Source organism: Erythrobacter sp., from assembly GCF_035194505.1.
Lineage (GTDB): Bacteria > Pseudomonadota > Alphaproteobacteria > Sphingomonadales > Sphingomonadaceae > Erythrobacter.
Window position 1 is genome coordinate 609,401 of record NZ_CP136573.1, and the last position, 16,344, is coordinate 625,744.

The 16,344-nt window shown below is 67.2% G+C and carries 15 protein-coding genes; 12 read left to right on the forward strand and 3 right to left on the reverse strand.

Annotation, left to right across the window (positions count from 1 at the left end):
• Positions 1-3: 3 nt before the first annotated feature.
• The 9 genes from RSE14_RS03080 (at position 4) to lexA (ending at position 8,491) form a co-directional block, all read left to right on the forward strand.
• Positions 4-1,524 (forward strand): anthranilate synthase component I family protein, encoded by a 1,521-nt coding sequence (locus tag RSE14_RS03080; RefSeq protein WP_324075774.1) that lies wholly within the window; start codon positions 4-6, stop codon positions 1,522-1,524.
• Entirely contained in the window at positions 1,521-2,621 is a 1,101-nt protein-coding gene (locus RSE14_RS03085) for an alpha/beta fold hydrolase (protein ID WP_324075775.1), read from the forward strand. Before RSE14_RS03080 ends, RSE14_RS03085 begins: the two co-directional genes overlap by 4 nt.
• The gene (locus RSE14_RS03090; RefSeq protein WP_324075776.1) at positions 2,618-3,466 is read left to right on the forward strand and encodes a phosphodiester glycosidase family protein; all 849 of its coding nucleotides are present in this window, start codon (positions 2,618-2,620) and stop codon (positions 3,464-3,466) included. Before RSE14_RS03085 ends, RSE14_RS03090 begins: the two co-directional genes overlap by 4 nt.
• On the forward strand, positions 3,463-4,074 hold the full coding sequence (locus RSE14_RS03095) for an anthranilate synthase component II (protein WP_324075777.1): 612 nt from the start codon (positions 3,463-3,465) through the stop codon (positions 4,072-4,074). Before RSE14_RS03090 ends, RSE14_RS03095 begins: the two co-directional genes overlap by 4 nt.
• A complete protein-coding gene (gene trpD, locus RSE14_RS03100) occupies positions 4,071-5,063 on the forward strand; it encodes an anthranilate phosphoribosyltransferase (protein ID WP_324075778.1) in 993 nt (330 codons plus the stop codon). Before RSE14_RS03095 ends, trpD begins: the two co-directional genes overlap by 4 nt.
• A gap of 1 nt (position 5,064) precedes the next feature.
• Entirely contained in the window at positions 5,065-5,859 is a 795-nt protein-coding gene (gene trpC / locus RSE14_RS03105) for an indole-3-glycerol phosphate synthase TrpC (RefSeq protein WP_324075779.1), read from the forward strand.
• An 86-nt stretch (positions 5,860-5,945) separates the two neighbouring features.
• Positions 5,946-6,419 (forward strand): cyclic pyranopterin monophosphate synthase MoaC, encoded by a 474-nt coding sequence (gene moaC, locus RSE14_RS03110; protein WP_324075780.1) that lies wholly within the window; start codon positions 5,946-5,948, stop codon positions 6,417-6,419.
• On the forward strand, positions 6,416-7,597 hold the full coding sequence (locus tag RSE14_RS03115; RefSeq protein ID WP_324075781.1) for a molybdopterin molybdotransferase MoeA: 1,182 nt from the start codon (positions 6,416-6,418) through the stop codon (positions 7,595-7,597). The genes moaC and RSE14_RS03115 overlap by 4 nt, the downstream gene beginning before the upstream one ends.
• A gap of 210 nt (positions 7,598-7,807) precedes the next feature.
• Positions 7,808-8,491, forward strand: a complete 684-nt coding sequence (gene lexA, locus RSE14_RS03120) for a transcriptional repressor LexA (RefSeq protein ID WP_324075782.1) — start codon at positions 7,808-7,810, stop codon at positions 8,489-8,491.
• A gap of 173 nt (positions 8,492-8,664) precedes the next feature.
• Here the strand turns inward: lexA and RSE14_RS03125 are convergent, their stop codons facing one another.
• On the reverse strand, positions 8,665-10,824 hold the full coding sequence (locus RSE14_RS03125) for a ComEC/Rec2 family competence protein (RefSeq protein ID WP_324075783.1): 2,160 nt from the start codon (positions 10,822-10,824) through the stop codon (positions 8,665-8,667).
• A gap of 161 nt (positions 10,825-10,985) precedes the next feature.
• Here RSE14_RS03125 and gltX point away from each other — a divergent pair, with 161 nt between their 5' ends.
• Genes gltX through RSE14_RS03140 form a run of 3 tightly spaced genes read left to right on the forward strand, consistent with a single transcriptional unit; the run spans position 10,986 to position 13,979 of the window.
• Positions 10,986-12,437, forward strand: a complete 1,452-nt coding sequence (gene gltX / locus RSE14_RS03130; RefSeq protein ID WP_324075784.1) for a glutamate--tRNA ligase — start codon at positions 10,986-10,988, stop codon at positions 12,435-12,437.
• A 42-nt stretch (positions 12,438-12,479) separates the two neighbouring features.
• Positions 12,480-13,766: a citrate synthase gene (locus RSE14_RS03135; RefSeq protein WP_324075785.1), complete on the forward strand. Its 1,287-nt coding sequence runs from the start codon at positions 12,480-12,482 to the stop codon at positions 13,764-13,766.
• Between the two features lie 12 nt (positions 13,767-13,778).
• A complete protein-coding gene (locus RSE14_RS03140; protein ID WP_324075786.1) occupies positions 13,779-13,979 on the forward strand; it encodes a hypothetical protein in 201 nt (66 codons plus the stop codon).
• 3 nt (positions 13,980-13,982) lie between these two features.
• On the opposite strand, the gene RSE14_RS03145 is transcribed toward RSE14_RS03140, so the two are convergent.
• Entirely contained in the window at positions 13,983-15,401 is a 1,419-nt protein-coding gene (locus tag RSE14_RS03145; RefSeq protein WP_324075787.1) for a sensor histidine kinase, read from the reverse strand.
• Complete coding sequence (locus tag RSE14_RS03150) at positions 15,398-16,321, reverse strand: hypothetical protein (protein ID WP_324075788.1); 924 nt, start codon at positions 16,319-16,321, stop codon at positions 15,398-15,400. Before RSE14_RS03150 ends, RSE14_RS03145 begins: the two co-directional genes overlap by 4 nt.
• Positions 16,322-16,344 lie beyond the last annotated feature (23 nt).

Here is a 16,344-nt window from a genome sequence, read left to right on the forward strand (position 1 = left end):
GGCGTGACCGCAACCGGACTGCCTGAAAACGCAAGCGCTGCCACGGCCCTGCTCGCCTCCGGGCGCCCGGCGCTGGTGTGGCGGCGGATCATTGCCGATAGCGACACGCCGGTTGGCGCAGCGCGGCGGCTGATCGTGCCGGGGCGTGGCGACTTCCTGCTCGAAAGCGTCGAGGGCGGCGAAGTACGCGGGCGCTACTCGCTGCTCGGGCTCGATCCCGATCTGGTGTTCCGTGCGAGCGGCGAGAGCGCCGAGATCAACCGCGACTGGAAGCTCGACCGCGAAGCCTTTGCCCCGTGCGAAGGCAATGCGCTCACCGCGCTGCGCGATCTTGCCGCGACCTGTCGTATCGATCCCATGCCCGAAGGCCTGCCGCCCGCGCTCGCCTGCCTCGTGGGCTATCTCGGCTACGAGACCATCGGCCTTGTCGAGACCCTGCCGCGCGCGCCCGACAGTCCGCTCCAACTGCCCGACATGCTGTTCGTGCGCCCTACAGTGATCCTGGTGTTCGACGGGCTCACCAATGCGCTGTTCGCCATCGCGCCGATCTGGGAAGCGGCTGACCCGGAAGCGGCGGTTGAACGCGCGGGCGAGCGCATCGATGCCGCCCTCTCCCAGCTTGGCACCGCCATTCCGGCGGCAGACACCGCTGCCCTGCCCGATACCCTGCCCGATCTTTCGCCGGTGATCGCGCCCGATGACTACAAGGCGATGGCGCTGGCGGCGAAGGACTACATTCTCGCAGGCGACATATTTCAGGTGGTGCTGGCGCAGCGCTTCACCTGCCCCTTCCCGCTCCCCCCGCTGGCGCTCTACCGCGCGCTGCGGCGGGTGAACCCCTCACCCTTCCTCTATTTCCTCGATCTGCCCGGCTTCGCGCTGGTCGGCTCCAGCCCGGAAATCCTCGTGCGGGTGAGAGAAGGCGAAGTCACCATCCGACCTATCGCCGGAACCCGTCCTCGCGGGGCCACGCGCGAAGAGGACATCGCCAACGAAGCCTCCCTGCTGGCCGATCCCAAGGAGCGGGCCGAGCACCTGATGCTGCTCGATCTCGGGCGCAATGATGTCGGACGCGTCGCGGCGGCAGGCACGGTGGAGGTCACCGACAGCTTCACCATCGAGCGCTACAGCCACGTGATGCACATCGTCAGCAATGTGGTGGGCGAGCTCGACACATCGAAGGACGCGCTCGATGCGCTGTTTGCGGGCTTCCCGGCAGGCACCGTCTCGGGCGCGCCCAAGATCCGCGCCTGCGAGATCATCGCGAGCCTCGAACCGGAAACCCGTGGCGCCTATGCCGGCGGCGTCGGCTATTTCGCGCCCGACGGCAGCCTTGATAGCTGCATCGTGCTGCGCACCGCGGTGGTGAAGGACGGGGTGATGCATGTGCAGGCGGGCGCAGGGATCGTCGCGGACTCAAATCCCGATTACGAACTCGCCGAATGCCGCGCCAAGGCCGGTGCGCTGATCGCCGCCGCGCGCGAGGCAGCGCGGGTCGCAGGCGAGCCGGGGTATGGCCAATGATCGCTGCCGCCATCCGTTCGCTGGCGCTGATGCTGGTGCTCGCGCTCGCTCTGCCGGGCCAAGCGCTCCGCGCCGAGGACTGGCGCGCACAGGCGAAAGAGCACAGCATTGCGCTCAAGGATTTCCGCTTCGGCACGGGCGAGACCCTTCCCGAGATCACCATGCACGCCCTCACGCTGGGGACCCCGCGCCGCAATGCGGCGGGCGAGATCGTCAATGCGGTGATGCTGCTCCACGGCACGGGCGGCGATGCCACCTCGCTGCTCCAGCCCCATTTCGGCGACCTGATGTTTGCGCGCGGAGCCCCGCTCGACATCACCAGGATGTTCGTCATCTCGCCCAGCAGCCTCGGCCACGGCAAGAGCAGCAAGCCGAGCGACGGGCTGCGCCTCGCCTTCCCGCGTTACGACTATGACGACATGGTGCGCGCCCAGCACCGGATGCTGACCGAAGGCTTCGGCATTGCGCGGCTCGACATGATCATCGGCACCTCGATGGGCTGCATGCAGTCCTTCGTGTGGGGGCCGATGTACCCCGGTTTCGTGCGCCGCTACGTGCCGCTCGCCTGCAATGCGATCCCGATTGCGGGACGCAACCGGATGTTCCGCCAGATCGTGATCGACGGCTTCCGCAATGATCCGGCTTACGCGGGCGGCAATTACGCCGATCCTGCGGCCTTGAAGCAGGGTCAGGAAACCTTTGCCAACATGTCGCTGATCGCGGGCAGCAATCCCTACCGCATGCAGGCCGAAGCCCCGACGCTGGAGGCCGCGCAAAGCCTGCTCGCGGCGAGCAAGGCACGCCTGCTGGCGCGCGCGGCCGATCCCAATGACACGATCTACCAGTATGATGCCTCGCGCAATTACAACCCGGCCCCGCGCCTTGGAGAGATCACCGCGCCGGTGCTGTGGATCAATTCGGCCGATGATTTCATCAATCCCGAGGGGCTTGGCGAACCCGAGGCGCTGGCAAAACGGATGCCGAACGCGCGCTTCGTGCTGATTCCGGCGAGCGCGGAGACCTTTGGTCACGGCTCGCACAGTCGCCCGCAATTGTGGATGGAACATTTGCTGCGCTTCATGGAGGAACATCCGTGAGGTCGGCGCTTTTCGCCCTCTCCGCCGTGCTGGTTCTTGCCGCCTGTTCGGAAGCGCCTGCGGGCGAGCCCGTGGTGCGCAGCCGCTTGGACGGAGCCAATCCGGCCGAGAGCGCCAGCCCCTCGCCCGAGCCGACTGCCCAGGCGGAATCGGCCTGTCGTTCGGTGACCTTCGAGGTAGTGCCGCTCACGGTCTGCACCGCCGATCCGGCAAAGCATCGGATCGACATGGCCAACGTAGGCCCGGACAAGCAGCCTTTCGGCTCGATCAGCGCCTTCGCAAAAAGCGTTGACGCGGGCGGCATCGCCTTTGCCATCAATGGCGGGATGTATGGCGATGACCTCAAACCCATTGGCTACTATGTCGAGGGCGGCGAGCGGCTGAAGGAGCTGGATCGCGGGGATGGGGCCAAGGAAGGTGGCGGCAATTTCTACATGAAGCCCAACGGGGTGTTCTTCGGCTCTGGCGGCGCATGGCGCGTGCTGGGCAGCAACACCTTCTTCGAGACCGTGGGTGACCGGCCGGCTTTCGGCACCCAGTCCGGGCCGATGCTGCTGGTGGACGGCAAACTCCACCCCGAGATCCAGGACGATGGCCCTTCCAAGGCAGTGCGCAACGGCGTGGGCGTGGATGCCAGCGGAAGGGCGCATTTCGTGATTTCCGATGCGCCGGTAAGCTTCGGGCAGTTGGCGCGCTTCTTCCGTGACGAACTCCAGGTGAAGAACGCGCTCTATCTCGACGGGGCGATCTCCAGCCTGTGGGACCCGGCGAGGGGCCGCATGGACAAGGGCCGCGTGGGTCCGATCATTGTTGTGACGAAGCAAGAGGGTAAGACGCCGGAATGATTCTCGTCATCGACAATTACGACAGCTTCACCTTCAACCTCGTCCATTACCTGATGGAGCTGGGGGCCGAGGTGCGCGTCGAGCGCAATGACGCGCTGACCGCTTCGCAAGCGCTGCGGACCAATGCGGCGGGCTTCCTCATCTCGCCCGGCCCCTGCACGCCTACGCAAGCGGGGATCAGCTTGGATCTGGTCGCTGCCTGTGCCGATGCGGGCAAGCCGCTGATGGGCGTGTGTCTCGGTCATCAGGCGATCGGCCAGCATTTCGGCGGCACGGTGCAGCGCGGCGGATTGATGCACGGCAAGACCTCGCCTGTCACCCATGACGGGACCGGGGTGTTCCAAGGCCTCCCCAGCCCCTTCATCGCCACGCGATATCACAGCCTTGAAGTGGTGGATGTGCCCGCTGAGCTGGTCGCAAACGCCCATGCCGAGACGCCGGGGGCCGATCATCCGAGCGTCATGGGCTTCCGCCACGCGACCCTCCCGATCCATTCGGTGCAGTTCCACCCCGAAAGCATCGCCACCGAGCATGGCCACGCGCTCCTCGCCAATTTCGTCCGTCTGTGCGGGCTGGAGCCGGTGATGCCGGCAAGGCTCTCGGCATGAGCGCCCTGCCCGACATCACCACGCCGCTCAGCGAGACGGAGGCCGAAGCCGCTTTCGGCGTGCTGCTCGACGGCAGCCCTTCCGAAACGGAGATCGCCGACTTCCTCGTAGCGCTCTCCGCGCGCGGCGAGACGTCTGACGAGATCGCCGGCGCGGCGCGGGCCTTGCGCGCAAGGCTGATCCCCATCGATGCCCCCGAAGGCGCAATCGACGTCTGCGGCACGGGGGGCGACGGGCACCACACGCTCAATGTCTCGACCGCCGTCAGCCTCGTCGTCGCGGCCTGCGGAGTACCAGTGGCCAAGCACGGCAACCGCGCGGCATCGTCAAAGGCAGGCGCGGCGGACACGCTGGAGGCCCTCGGCCTCGACATGGACGCAGCCGGACGCACGGCGGAAAAGACGCTGGCCGAAATCGGCATCTGCTTCCTTTTCGCCAAGAACCATCACCCCGCCATGGCGCGCATCCAGCCCATCCGGGTGCGGATCGGCCAGCGCACGATCTTCAACCTGATGGGCCCGCTCTCCAACCCGGCCAAGGTGACAAGCCAGTTGATCGGCATCGCGCGCCCCGCATATGTCCCGATCTATGCCGGCGCCATGGCACGGCTCGGCACGGGCAAGTCACTGATCGTCTCGGGGGACGAGGGGCTCGACGAATTGAGCCTTGCAGGCGGCAATGAAGTCGCTGTGGTGACGGGCAATGCCTTCACGATGGAGCGCATCGACGCCTCGGCAGCGGGCCTGCCCCACGCCCCGATCACCGCGATCAGGGGCGATGACGCGAAATATAATGCCTCGGCGCTGAAGGCGCTGCTGATCGGCACCCCCGGGCCATACCGGGACGCGGTGCTGTTCAATGCCGCTGGCGCGCTCACCGTGGCGGGACGCGGCGAAAGCTGGCCCGAACGCGCCGCAATGGCCGCAGAGGCGCTCGATTCCGGCAAGGCGCTCGATCTCCTCCTGCGCTGGATCGCCATGGCAAAGTGACATGAACAAGCTCGAAGAAATCTGCGCCACCAAGCGCGAAGAAGTCGCCGTCCGCAAGGCCGCCACCACCACCGCCGCGCTCGAAGCCGCCGCTGCCGCGCAAACGGCCCCGCGCGGGTTCGAGGCTGCGCTGCGTGCGCGGGCCACGGGCGGCTCCTATGCCCTGATTGCCGAGATCAAGAAGGCGAGCCCCTCCAAAGGCCTGATCCGCGCCGATTTCCGCCCGGCCGATCATGCCGCCGCCTATGAAGCGGGCGGCGCCGCCTGCCTCTCGGTGCTCACCGACGCGCCCTATTTTCAGGGCCACGAGGATTACCTCGTCGCCGCACGCGCCGCCTGCAAGCTACCGGTGCTGCGCAAGGACTTCATGGTCGATCCGTGGCAATGCCTCGAAGCCCGCAGCCTCGGAGCCGACGCGATCCTGATCATCGTCGCCGCGCTGGAGGACAGCCGGATGGCCGAAATCGAAGCCGCAGCGCGCCAATATGGCATGGACGTGCTGGTCGAAGTGCATGACGAGGCCGAGATGGAGCGCGCCGCGCGCGTCCTCCAGTCGCGCCTGATCGGGGTCAACAACCGCGATCTCAAGACCTTCACCACCAGCCTCGCCACCACCGAACGCCTCGCCCCGCTCGCGCCGCAAGGCACGCTGCTGGTGGGCGAAAGCGGGATCAATTCCCACAGCGATTGCCAGCGTCTCGAAGCCTGCGGCGTGCGCACCTTCCTTGTGGGCGAGAGCCTGATGCGCGCTGACGATATTGCGAGTGCCACGCGCGCGCTGCTGGGGACAGAATAGCACGGCACCCGTTCGCCTCGAGCGCAGTCGAGAGGCCTGTGCGGGGTGTCTCGACTTCGCTCGACACGAACGGCTAGAGGGGACGAATGAACAAGCTCACCCACCTCGGCGAAGATGGTTCGGCCCACATGGTCGATGTCGGCGGCAAGGCGGCCACGGCCCGCCGCGCGGTCGCCAGCGGGTGGATCACCATGTCGGCAGAGGTGCTCGAAGCCATCCGCGCCGGCAATGCCCCCAAGGGCGACGTGCTGGGCACGGCGCGCATCGCCGGGATCATGGCGGCCAAGCGCACGGGCGAGCTGATCCCGCTGTGCCACCCGCTCGGGCTGGAAGCGGTGAATATCGACTTCGATTACGAAGAGGGCGCGATCCGGGCCACGGCCACGGCCTCGCTGACAGGCAAGACGGGCGTCGAAATGGAAGCGATGACAGCCGTTTCCGTCGCACTCCTCACAATCTACGACATGGCAAAAGCACTCGACAAGGGCATGGTCATTTCTGAGGTGCGCCTGATCGCCAAGTCCGGCGGCAAGTCGGGCGACTGGAAAGCCGCAATTTGAACCCGCCGCTGGCACTGGAGGAAGCGCAGGCCCGCCTGCTGGCGCTCGCCCCCGTGCTTCCCGCAGAAACCATCACCACCGAAGCCGCACTCGGGCGGGTGCTGGCTCAAGACCTCCACGCAACCCGCACCCAGCCCCCCGCCGATCTTTCCGCGATGGACGGCTATGCGCTGGGGCCGAGCGACGGGCCGTGGGCGCTGGTGGGCGAAAGCCGCGCGGGCGCGCCCTTTGCGGGCGTCATCGCTCCGCAGGAATGCGTGCGCATCTCGACCGGCGCCAATGTGCCAGAGGGCGGCACCCGTGTGCTGCTTCAGGAAGATGCGCGCGTCACAGACGGCATGGTTACCGCCAGCGAAGTGCCACCCACCGGTCGCCATATCCGCCTGCGCGGGTTTGATTTTCATGGCGGTGATCTGCTGCTCCCCCGCGGCACGCGCCTCAACGCAGGTCGCATCGCGCTGGCGCTGTCAGGCGGGCATGGGTCCGTGAGCGTCACCCGCCCCGTGCGCGTGGCCGTGCTCGATAGCGGGGACGAGCTCAGCGTCGATCCCGCAAACTGCCTCCCCCACCAGATCCCCGCCAGCAATGGTGCGATGATTGCCGCCATGCTCGCGCCCTTGGGCTGCGAGGTGCTGCGGCTCGGCCCGGTGGGCGACGATATGGCCGCATTGGAAGCCGCGCTGGCACGAGCCGAGGGGGCCGATGTGCTCGTCACCTCGGGCGGCGCATCGGTCGGCGATCATGATCTGATCAAGCCCGCACTCGCCAATTGGGGCGCCGAGACCGCCTTCTGGCGCGTGGCGATCAAGCCCGGCAAGCCGCTGCTGGTGGCCACACGGGGCACGCAGGTGATCCTCGGCCTGCCGGGCAATCCGGTATCTAGCTTCGTCACCGCCTTCCTCTTTGCCCTGCCGCTGGTGCGCGCGCTGCAAGGCGATGTTGCGCCCCTGCCCGCCGCGCTGACCATGCAGGCGGGCGAGCCCCTGCCCGCGATCGGTCCGCGCCGCGAATTCCTGCGCGCGGTGATCGAAGGCGGCGCAGTGCGGCTTGCCGGTTCGCAGGATTCTTCGGCCCTCAGCGCGCTGGCTGCGGCCGATTGCCTGATCGACCGCGCGGCCCATGCGCCTGCGGCTGCGGCGGGTGAGGCTTTGCGGGTGTTTCCGCTCCGGATTGGCTGAACCGCTGGGCTTCGCTGTCCAGCGCGCTTGACTCGCGTTCCATGGTTGCCTAATTGTTCCTTGTTCGTTCACCTTAATGGCGGAACGACGAGTGCAGGCAACGCACCTGATGCCTTCTTGAAAAGGGGCTGGTGCCTCTTGGCGCACGCAAGGGATGGCACGGCGGGCCTGACGGGCGCGTCGTGAGTGCGACCACAGGAGTTTGGAGCAATGCTGACCGCAAAGCAGCGCGAGCTGATCGTCTTCATCCAGCAGCGGCTGGAAGAAACCGGCATCTCGCCCAGTTTCGAAGAAATGAAGGAAGCGCTCGATCTGAAGAGCAAGTCGGGCGTGCACCGGCTGATTTCCGCATTGGAAGAACGCGGCTTCCTGCGCCGACTGCCCAACCGGGCGCGTGCGCTCGAAGTGATCCGGGAGCCGGGCGACACGACGCCTTCGCGTGGCTCTGCGGCCAGCGACAATGTCGTGCCCATGCCTGCGCCGCGCGCTGCTCAGCCCGAGCCTGCCAATGACGTGATCGAACTGCCCTTGCATGGCCGCATTGCTGCCGGCGCGCCGATCGAGGCATTGGAAGGGCAGTCGACCCTCCCCGTCCCTGCCGCCCTGCTTGGCCCGGGCGAGCATTATGCGCTCGAGGTTTCGGGCGATTCGATGATCGAAGCCGGCATCTTCGACGGCGATTTTGCGCTGGTGCGCCGCACGGATAGCGCGCGCGACGGCGAGATCGTGGTGGCGCTGGTGCGCGGCGAGGAAGCGACGCTCAAATATCTGCGCAAGGAAGGCGGCCAGGTGCGGCTCGATCCGGCCAATGCGGCCTATGATCCGCAGTACTACCGCCCCGATGAAGTGCAGGTGCAGGGCAAGCTCGCCGGGCTTTTGCGCCGCTATCACTGATTTTTCCGGGCGGATTTTTCGTCCGATTATTCAAAATCAATGACTTATGTGTTTTCAAGGCCGCTTTTGAGGGTTCCCAAGGGCGGCCTTGACCGCATTTGACCCCCAGTTGACCCCGAGATGACCCCCCGATGAGCGGCACTTGACCCCCGCCTGAAGCGGGTTTTCCGGCCTCACTCGGCCGCCTGCCACCAGCCATGACGGCCCTCTCTCTGGGCCACGGTTTCGATCCTTTGATCGGCCAGATGGATCGCAAGGCCGCCCGTCTGGTACAGCATCCGGCGGTCCGCCTTGAGCCAGCGCGGCCGGCACAAACGCGGCAGCGAGCGATCGGCAATGACGATATCGGCCTTGCCGCAAGCCGCCGCGAGAGAACGCTCCTCGATCCGGTCACGGGTCCGGGCCATCAGGATCACCCAATCCCGCCCGCCCCGCTCCAGCACCAGCGTGCAGAAGGACGTGGAACAGCGCGCGCCCTCCCACTCGGCGAGCGGCACGGGATCGGCCTTGACGCCCGCCAGCTCGATCAGATTGTCCCGCGCGTAGGACGAGCGGCTGTCTCTCAAGGAGAGCAGATGCCGCTCTCCATCAGCGCCCGCGATGGTGATCCCCACCTGCTTGCCATCGCCCGCCACCAGCACATCGGGCACAGGGGTGAGCAGCACCAGCACGCTGGCCAGCGCCACCGGCGCAAAGCCCCAGAGCCGCGCCCGTCCGCTCCACAGCGCAAGCCACAGGCCCCCGCCCGCAAACAGCGCCACGGCCCCCATCCCGATCTGCGGCATCAGCCTGACCGCCCCCGGTTGGCTGGCGGTGACATGGGCGATCCACAGGAGCAGATCGAGCGAGCGCTCGGTCGCCCACCAGAAGGGCGCGCCTGCCCCCACCAGATCAAACGCCAGCCCCAGCGCGATCAGCGGCATCGAGACGAAGGTCACCAGCGGGATCGCCACGACATTGGCGACCGCCCCGTAAAGCCCTGCGCGGTGGAAGTGGAACAGCACGATCGGCATCAGCGCGAGTTCGATCACCATGCCGGTCGCAAACAGCATCGCCGCCCGCCGCAAGCCATGCGCCCACCACGGCTCGTCACGCGCGGCAAGGAAAGCGCAGGCCGGCGCACTGGTCGAGAAGGCGATGATCGAAAGCACCGCCGCAAAGCTCATCTGGAAGCTCGGCCCGATCGCGCTTTCGGGCCACAGCACCAGAACGAAGCCGCCCGCCACCGCCAGCATGCGCAAGGACAGGGCATCGCGCCCCAGCACCAGCGCGCCGAGCACCAGCATTGCGCCCACACAGCTGCGCACGGTCGGCACCTCGGCGCCGGTGAGGAGCGTGTAGCCGATCCCCGCCATCGCCCCCGCACTCGCCGCCACGATCGGCAGGCGCACTCTCAAGGTCAGCGCAGGCCACAGGGCGAGGAGGCGCATCACCACGAAATAGGCCGCTGCGATCACCGCGCTCACGTGCAGCCCGCTGATCGAGAGGAGGTGGGTGAGCCCCGAATCGCGCATCGCGATCTCGTCGGCCGTGCTGATGCTTCCCCGGTCACCGCTGGCAAAGGCCGCCGCGATGGCGCCCGCCGAGCCCTCGACCCGCCCCCGCACATGGTTCGCCAAGGCGCGCTGCACGCTCGCCGTGCCGCCGCTGGTGGCAGCGGGCCTGACGACTTCGACCGGGCCGATTGCACTGCCGGTTGCCGCAAGTCCCTGAAACCAGGCAGCGCGCGCGAAGTTATAACTCCCCGGCAGCATCGGTGCGGCGGGCGGCATCAGCCTCGCGCGCAGCCGCACAACCGCGCCTTCGGCAATCGGCGCATTGCCTAGCTTGTCGAGCGGCACGTTGATCCGCACCTTGTAAGCCGAGCTGCTTGCCGCATCGCGCACCGCCAGCGTCAGACGGATGCGCCCCTCGGCGGGCTGGTCCTCGCGCTCCAGCACATGGCCGTGCAGCAACGCCATGCCCGGCTGCGCGAGCGGCGGCGTGCCGACCATCTCCGAGCGCGCCCAGATCACCGCAATGCCGGCCGCGAACACCAGCCCCGCAGCGATCAGCGCCTGACCCAGGTGGACATGGGCATCCTCGCCCGCGCTCCCCGCCGGCCAGATCCGCCATGCGGCAAGCGCCAGTCCGGCCCCGCCCGCGAGCGCCGCCAGCCATGCCAGCGGCGTCGGCAGGGCGAACCATGCGAGGATCCCGGCCATGAAGATCACCGTCAGCCACGGCGCGCGGTCAAACCCTGCCTCGGCCAGAAAGCGCTCCGCCCTTGCCGCCACAGCGCTGCCAAGGCCCTTGCCTCCGGAGCCATTTCCACCCGTGCGAGTGCTGGACATTGGCCGCGCGCTTTGCCAAGGGCGCGCCGGAACACCGCTCCCGTCAGGCGTGCTGCCGGGGGTGTCTCCCATCGGAATGATCGGCACATCGCGCATCGGCTTGTCCTGTGACCGGGCAATCCATTGCCAAGCCGCTCAAAGTGAACAGGAATTGACAGGCCATGGCAAGCGAAAGCAGCGTGACGAGCGAGTCCGGGAGCGGCGAGGTGGTGACCCGCTTTGCGCCCTCGCCCACCGGCTTCCTGCATATCGGCGGGGCGCGCACCGCGCTGTTCAACTGGCTCTACGCCCGCCACCATGGCGGCCGCACCCTGCTGCGGATCGAGGATACCGACCGCAAGCGCAGCACCCAGGAAGCGATCGACGCGATCATCGAGGGTCTCGAGTGGATGGGCCTCGATTACGACGCGCCCCCGCTGTTCCAGTCCGACCGGGCCGAGCGCCACGCCGAAGTCGCATGGCAGCTGCTCAAGGCGGGCCATGCCTACAAGTGCTTCGCCACGCCCGAAGAACTCGAAGCCATGCGCGAGGAGCAGCGCGCCAACAAGAAGCCGCTGCGCTATGACGGTCGCTGGCGTGACCGCGATCCGGCCGAGGCTCCGGAAGGCGCGCCCTTCACCATCCGGCTCAAGACCCCGAACGAAGGCGAGACCACGATCCACGACCGCGTGCAGGGCGCGGTGACGGTGAAGAACGAGGAACTCGACGACTACATCATCCTGCGGGCCGACGGCACGCCGACCTATATGCTCGCGGTGGTGGTGGACGATCACGACATGGGCGTGACCCACGTGATCCGCGGCGATGATCACCTGAACAACGCCTTCCGCCAGCTGCCGATCATTCGCGCGATGAACGCCATCGCCAAAGAAACCGGCGGCGCCAATTGGCCCGATCCGGTCTATGCCCATATTCCGCTGATCCACGGCGCGGACGGGGCCAAGCTCTCCAAGCGCCACGGGGCGCTGGGCGTGGAGGCCTATCGCGACGAATTCGGCATCCTGCCCGAAGCGCTGTTCAACTATCTGCTGCGTCTGGGCTGGGGCCATGGCGACCGCGAGGAAATCACCCGCGAGGAAGCCATCGCGCTGTTCGATCTCGATGGCGTGGGCAAGAGCCCGTCGCGCTTCGACATCAAGAAGCTCGAACATCTGAACGGCCACTACCTGCGCGAGGCCGATGATGCGCGCCTCGCCGCATTGGTCGCCGCCCGGATCGGCGAAGGGGCTGACGAGGCGCTGCTGACGCAGGCCATGCCGGTGCTCAAGGTGCGCGCCAAGAACCTCAACGAAGTGGTTGAAGGCGCAGCTTTCCTCTTCGCCAAGCGCCCGCTCGCCATCACCGAAAAGGCCGCCCATCTGCTCGAAGGCGATGCGCCGGTGATTTTAGGTCAGATTTACGAGCGCCTGAGGGCCGAAAACGACTGGACAAGCGAAGCGCTCGAAGCCACTACGAAGGCGCTTGCGGAGGAGCTTGGATTGGGCCTCGGCAAGCTGGCGCAGCCAATGCGTGCTGCGCTGACCGGGACGACCACATCACCCGGGATTTTTGATGTTCTGGTCCTTCTGGGCCGGGACGAGGCCCTTGCACGGCTTGACGCCCAGGCGGCGTAGAAGAGGGTGCAAGGGAGGGGTTAATTGGACAGGAGACAGACCTTGGCAGACAAGCTGGCGAAGCTCGAACTGGGCGGCAAGACCTATGAGTATCCCGTGCTCGAAGGCAGCACCGGCCCCGATGTCATCGACATCCGCAAGCTCTACGCGCAGACGGGTGCCTTCACTTTCGACCCCGGCTTCACCTCGACCGCGAGCTGCGAAAGCGCGCTGACCTATATCGATGGTGACGAAGGGGTGCTGCTGCACCGCGGCTATCCGATCGGCCAGCTGGCCGAGGATTCGAGCTTCATGGAAGTGAGCTACCTGCTTCTGAACGGCGAACTGCCGAGCAAGACGGCGCTCGACGATTTCACCCATACGATCACCCGTCACACCATGCTGCACGAGCAGCTGATGACCTTCTATCGCGGTTTCCGCCGCGACGCGCACCCGATGGCGATCATGTGCGGCGTGGTGGGCGCGCTGTCGGCCTTCTACCACGACAGCACCGACATCTCCGATCCGCAGCAGCGCATGATTGCCTCGCACCGCCTGATCGCGAAGATGCCGACGATTGCGGCGATGGCCTACAAATATTCGGTCGGCCAGCCCTTCATCTATCCGGACAACTCGCTGAGCTACACCGGCAACTTCCTGCGCATGACCTTCGGTGTGCCGGCCGAGCCCTATGAGGTGATCCCGGCGGTCGAACGGGCGATGGACCGCATCTTCATCCTCCACGCCGATCACGAGCAGAACGCCTCGACCTCGACCGTGCGTCTTGCCGGCTCCTCGGGCGCAAACCCGTTTGCCTGCATCGCGGCGGGCATCGCCTGTCTTTGGGGCCCGGCGCATGGCGGCGCGAACGAAGCCGCGCTCAACATGCTCAAGGAAATCGGCACGCCCGACAAGATCCCGCACTATATCGAGCGGGCCAAGGACAAGAACGATCCGTTCCGCCTGATGGGCTTCGGCCACCGCGTGTACAAGAACTACGATCCGCGCGCGACGGTGATGCAGAAGACCGTGCGCGAGGTGTTCGATGCGCTCAAGGTCAATGATCCGCTGTTCGAGACCGCACTGCGGCTCGAAGAAATCGCGCTGAATGATCCCTATTTCATCGAGAAGAAGCTGTTCCCCAACGTCGACTTCTACTCGGGGATCATCCTCTCGGCGATCGGCTTCCCGACCACGATGTTCACCGCGCTGTTTGCCCTCGCCCGCACCGTGGGCTGGGTGGCGCAGTGGAACGAGATGATCAGCGACCCCGGCCAGAAGATCGGGCGTCCGCGCCAGCTCTACACCGGCCCGACGCAGCGCGACTACGTGCCGCTCTCGGCACGGTAAGCCAGAAACGATATGTTCCGGACGGTGCTCAAGGCCGCAGGCATGTTCCTGCTGGCCATGGGCACCATCTGGACCCTTCAGGGCCTCGGCTTGCTGAACTGGCCCGCCGACAGCTTCATGCTCGCCGACAGCACATGGGCGCGCAACGGCGCGATTACCGCAGGTTTCGGGGCCGTGATGCTGTGGTGGGCCTTTCGCCGCCCGCGCGGCTGATTTTCAGACTGCGAAAGCTGGCAACTCCAGCGTGAACAACGCCCCGCCGCTCTCTGCCGCGCCGACCAACAGTTCGCCCTCCATCGCCTCGGCCAGGCGGCGCGAGATGTAGAGGCCGAGGCCGGAACCCTTGTCCTTGCCGCCGTCGCTGTCGCGACCGAGGCGTTCGAACTTGTCGAAGATATGTTCGGCCTGTTCGGGCGTGATACCGGGGCCTTCGTCGGCAACGCTCACGCAGACGCGTCCTTCGCCCGCCGGCGCCGCGGTGATCGTCACCGTGCTGCCCGCAGGCGAATAGGCGATCGCATTGCCGATGAGGTTGATGAGGATCTGCAGCACGCGGCGGAATTCGGCGTTGGCCAGCGCCGCGCCCGGCTCCCCATGTGTCACGAGCCGGATCTCGCGGTTCTGCGCCCGCACGCCGAGAATGCCTGCCGCACGCGCCGCCGCATCGGCCAGATCGACCTTCTCGCGCGCGGTCGAAAAGCCCGGGGTCTCCACCACTTCGAGATCGGCGAGGTCGCCGAGCATTGCGGCAAGGTGCTGCCCTGCGCTGGCGATGGTGCCGGCATAGTCGGAATATTCATCGCGCAAGGGCCCGGCGAGCCGCGCGCGGATGGTTTCGGCATTGGCGATGATCCGCGCCACGGGCTGGCGCAGCACCGGTGCAAGCGCGCTACCGATCAGGCGCGTTGCGCTGGCCTCACCCTCGGGCGCGGCAGGCTGATGCGCACCGGGGGCGAGCGGTTCGTCAGCGATCAGCAGGAGTTCGAAGCCTGCCGGGTTCTGCGCATCGGGGCCGAGCGGGATCAGCCGCACACGCCATTCGCGCCGCGATCCGGCAAAGCGGCACAGCGCCCCGTCGAGCAGCCGCCAGTGCAGCGGCTGGTGGTGGGCGATGCCCTGCAATTCGACCAGCTCGCTCCACACCTGCCCGGCCGCTGCCATGCCCGCCGCCTGAAGCTCCATCGCATCGGGCGCGAGCGCGCTCAGCACCTGAAGGCGCTGGCGGGCATCGAGCCGCGCGCTGACTTCGGCTGCGGCGCGGTCGATCGCATCGAGCCTTTCGGCATAGGCGCGGCCCTCGGTTGCAGGCGGAAGGCTGCGCTGCCAATTCTCGACCAGCACCTCACACCCGGTCTTGCCGTCATCCTCGCCCGAACGCGCCGGGTGGATGCGGGCAAAGCCGGAGACCATCGCCTCGCCATCGAAGGCGGAGAATTCGCGCGCGATCTTCAGCCCCATGCGGCGGGTCTGACGCACCAGATCGAGCAGTTCGGGGATCGCCAGCGGCCCCGGCACTCGCCCGCCGCAGCGCGCCTGCAATTCGGCGAGCGGCTCGTCGGCATTGAGCAGCCAGTCGCGCGCATCGGTCACCCCGCGGGCGCCAAGCAGGGTATCGCGGCGATCCATCGTATTCATGCCGTCAGGCCCAGCAACAGCCGTGCACGCTCGGGCGCAATGTCCTCCAGTCCCTGCGGTGCACGGGAAGCGGGATCGACCAGCGGGAAGATACGGGCGATATTCTCGGGCGACATTCCGGCACTGCGCAGCATCAGCGCGAGCCTTGCCCCCTGCCCTTCCTGACAGGCGAGCACGGCATCCTCGCGCTCCTCGCGGCCCAGCGCCGCCACCGCGCTGGCAAACAGCGCGAGGCCCGCATGGTCGAGCGCCAGCGCCGCAATCGCGCCGCGCCGCATGGCCGAGACAAGCCGGGCCAGCAGACCGAGGCGGCTCGCGCCTTCATCATAGGTCTCGTGCAGCCGCCGCGCCGCGTCGCCCTGCCCCAGATGGCGCGCGGTGAGCGCGTGGAACAGTTCGGCCGGAAGCTCGGAGAGCGGCAGCTCCATCCGGCGCTGGCTCTGGATGAAGCGTGACTGTGCCGCGAGCGTGTTCATGGCAAGCTCGGCCACCAGCGGATCTTCGGCAGCGATCAGCTCCTGAAGCAGCGGGCTCAGCACCGGATCGAGTCCATGGTGCTGGTGGAGCCGCTCGGCCGTCAGGCTTTCGGCGGCCAGCGCATGGCAATGGGCGAGCAGCAGCGGATCGCCTGCGAGCGCATCGGCCAGCGCATCATGCGCGCGGCGGTCGGCATCGGCGGGCAGACGGACAGAAGGATCGCGTCCGGCGGCGGCGGCAAGCAGCTGCGCGGCAAGGTCGGACAGCATCCCGCGCACCCGCGCCAGCGCCGCGTCGCTCACCAGCCTGTGCCCGTCGCTTGCCAGCATATGGCGCAGCACCGGAACGAGCGAGCCAAGCGCACGGGTCTCGCGCGCGAGTTCATCGCGCAAGGCAGCCTCGAGAGCTCCGCCGTCAGCAAGGTCCATGGTCTCGTCGCCCATCCTGCCCGCATAGTGCAGGCTTG

Bases quoted from the DNA above. Each gene is read 5' to 3' on its own strand.
- RSE14_RS03085 (WP_324075775.1), top strand. From the start codon at position 1,521: ATGATCGCTGCCGCCATCCGTTCGCTGGCGCTGATGCTGGTGCTCGCG.
- RSE14_RS03095 (WP_324075777.1), top strand. From the start codon at position 3,463: ATGATTCTCGTCATCGACAATTACGACAGCTTCACCTTCAACCTCGTC.
- trpD (WP_324075778.1), top strand. From the start codon at position 4,071: ATGAGCGCCCTGCCCGACATCACCACGCCGCTCAGCGAGACGGAGGCC.
- trpC (WP_324075779.1), top strand. From the start codon at position 5,065: ATGAACAAGCTCGAAGAAATCTGCGCCACCAAGCGCGAAGAAGTCGCC.
- moaC (WP_324075780.1), top strand. From the start codon at position 5,946: ATGAACAAGCTCACCCACCTCGGCGAAGATGGTTCGGCCCACATGGTC.
- lexA (WP_324075782.1), top strand. From the start codon at position 7,808: ATGCTGACCGCAAAGCAGCGCGAGCTGATCGTCTTCATCCAGCAGCGG.
- RSE14_RS03125 (WP_324075783.1), bottom strand. From the start codon at position 10,824: ATGTCCAGCACTCGCACGGGTGGAAATGGCTCCGGAGGCAAGGGCCTT.
- gltX (WP_324075784.1), top strand. From the start codon at position 10,986: ATGGCAAGCGAAAGCAGCGTGACGAGCGAGTCCGGGAGCGGCGAGGTG.
- RSE14_RS03140 (WP_324075786.1), top strand. From the start codon at position 13,779: ATGTTCCGGACGGTGCTCAAGGCCGCAGGCATGTTCCTGCTGGCCATG.
- RSE14_RS03145 (WP_324075787.1), bottom strand. From the start codon at position 15,401: ATGAATACGATGGATCGCCGCGATACCCTGCTTGGCGCCCGCGGGGTG.
- RSE14_RS03150 (WP_324075788.1), bottom strand. From the start codon at position 16,321: ATGGGCGACGAGACCATGGACCTTGCTGACGGCGGAGCTCTCGAGGCT.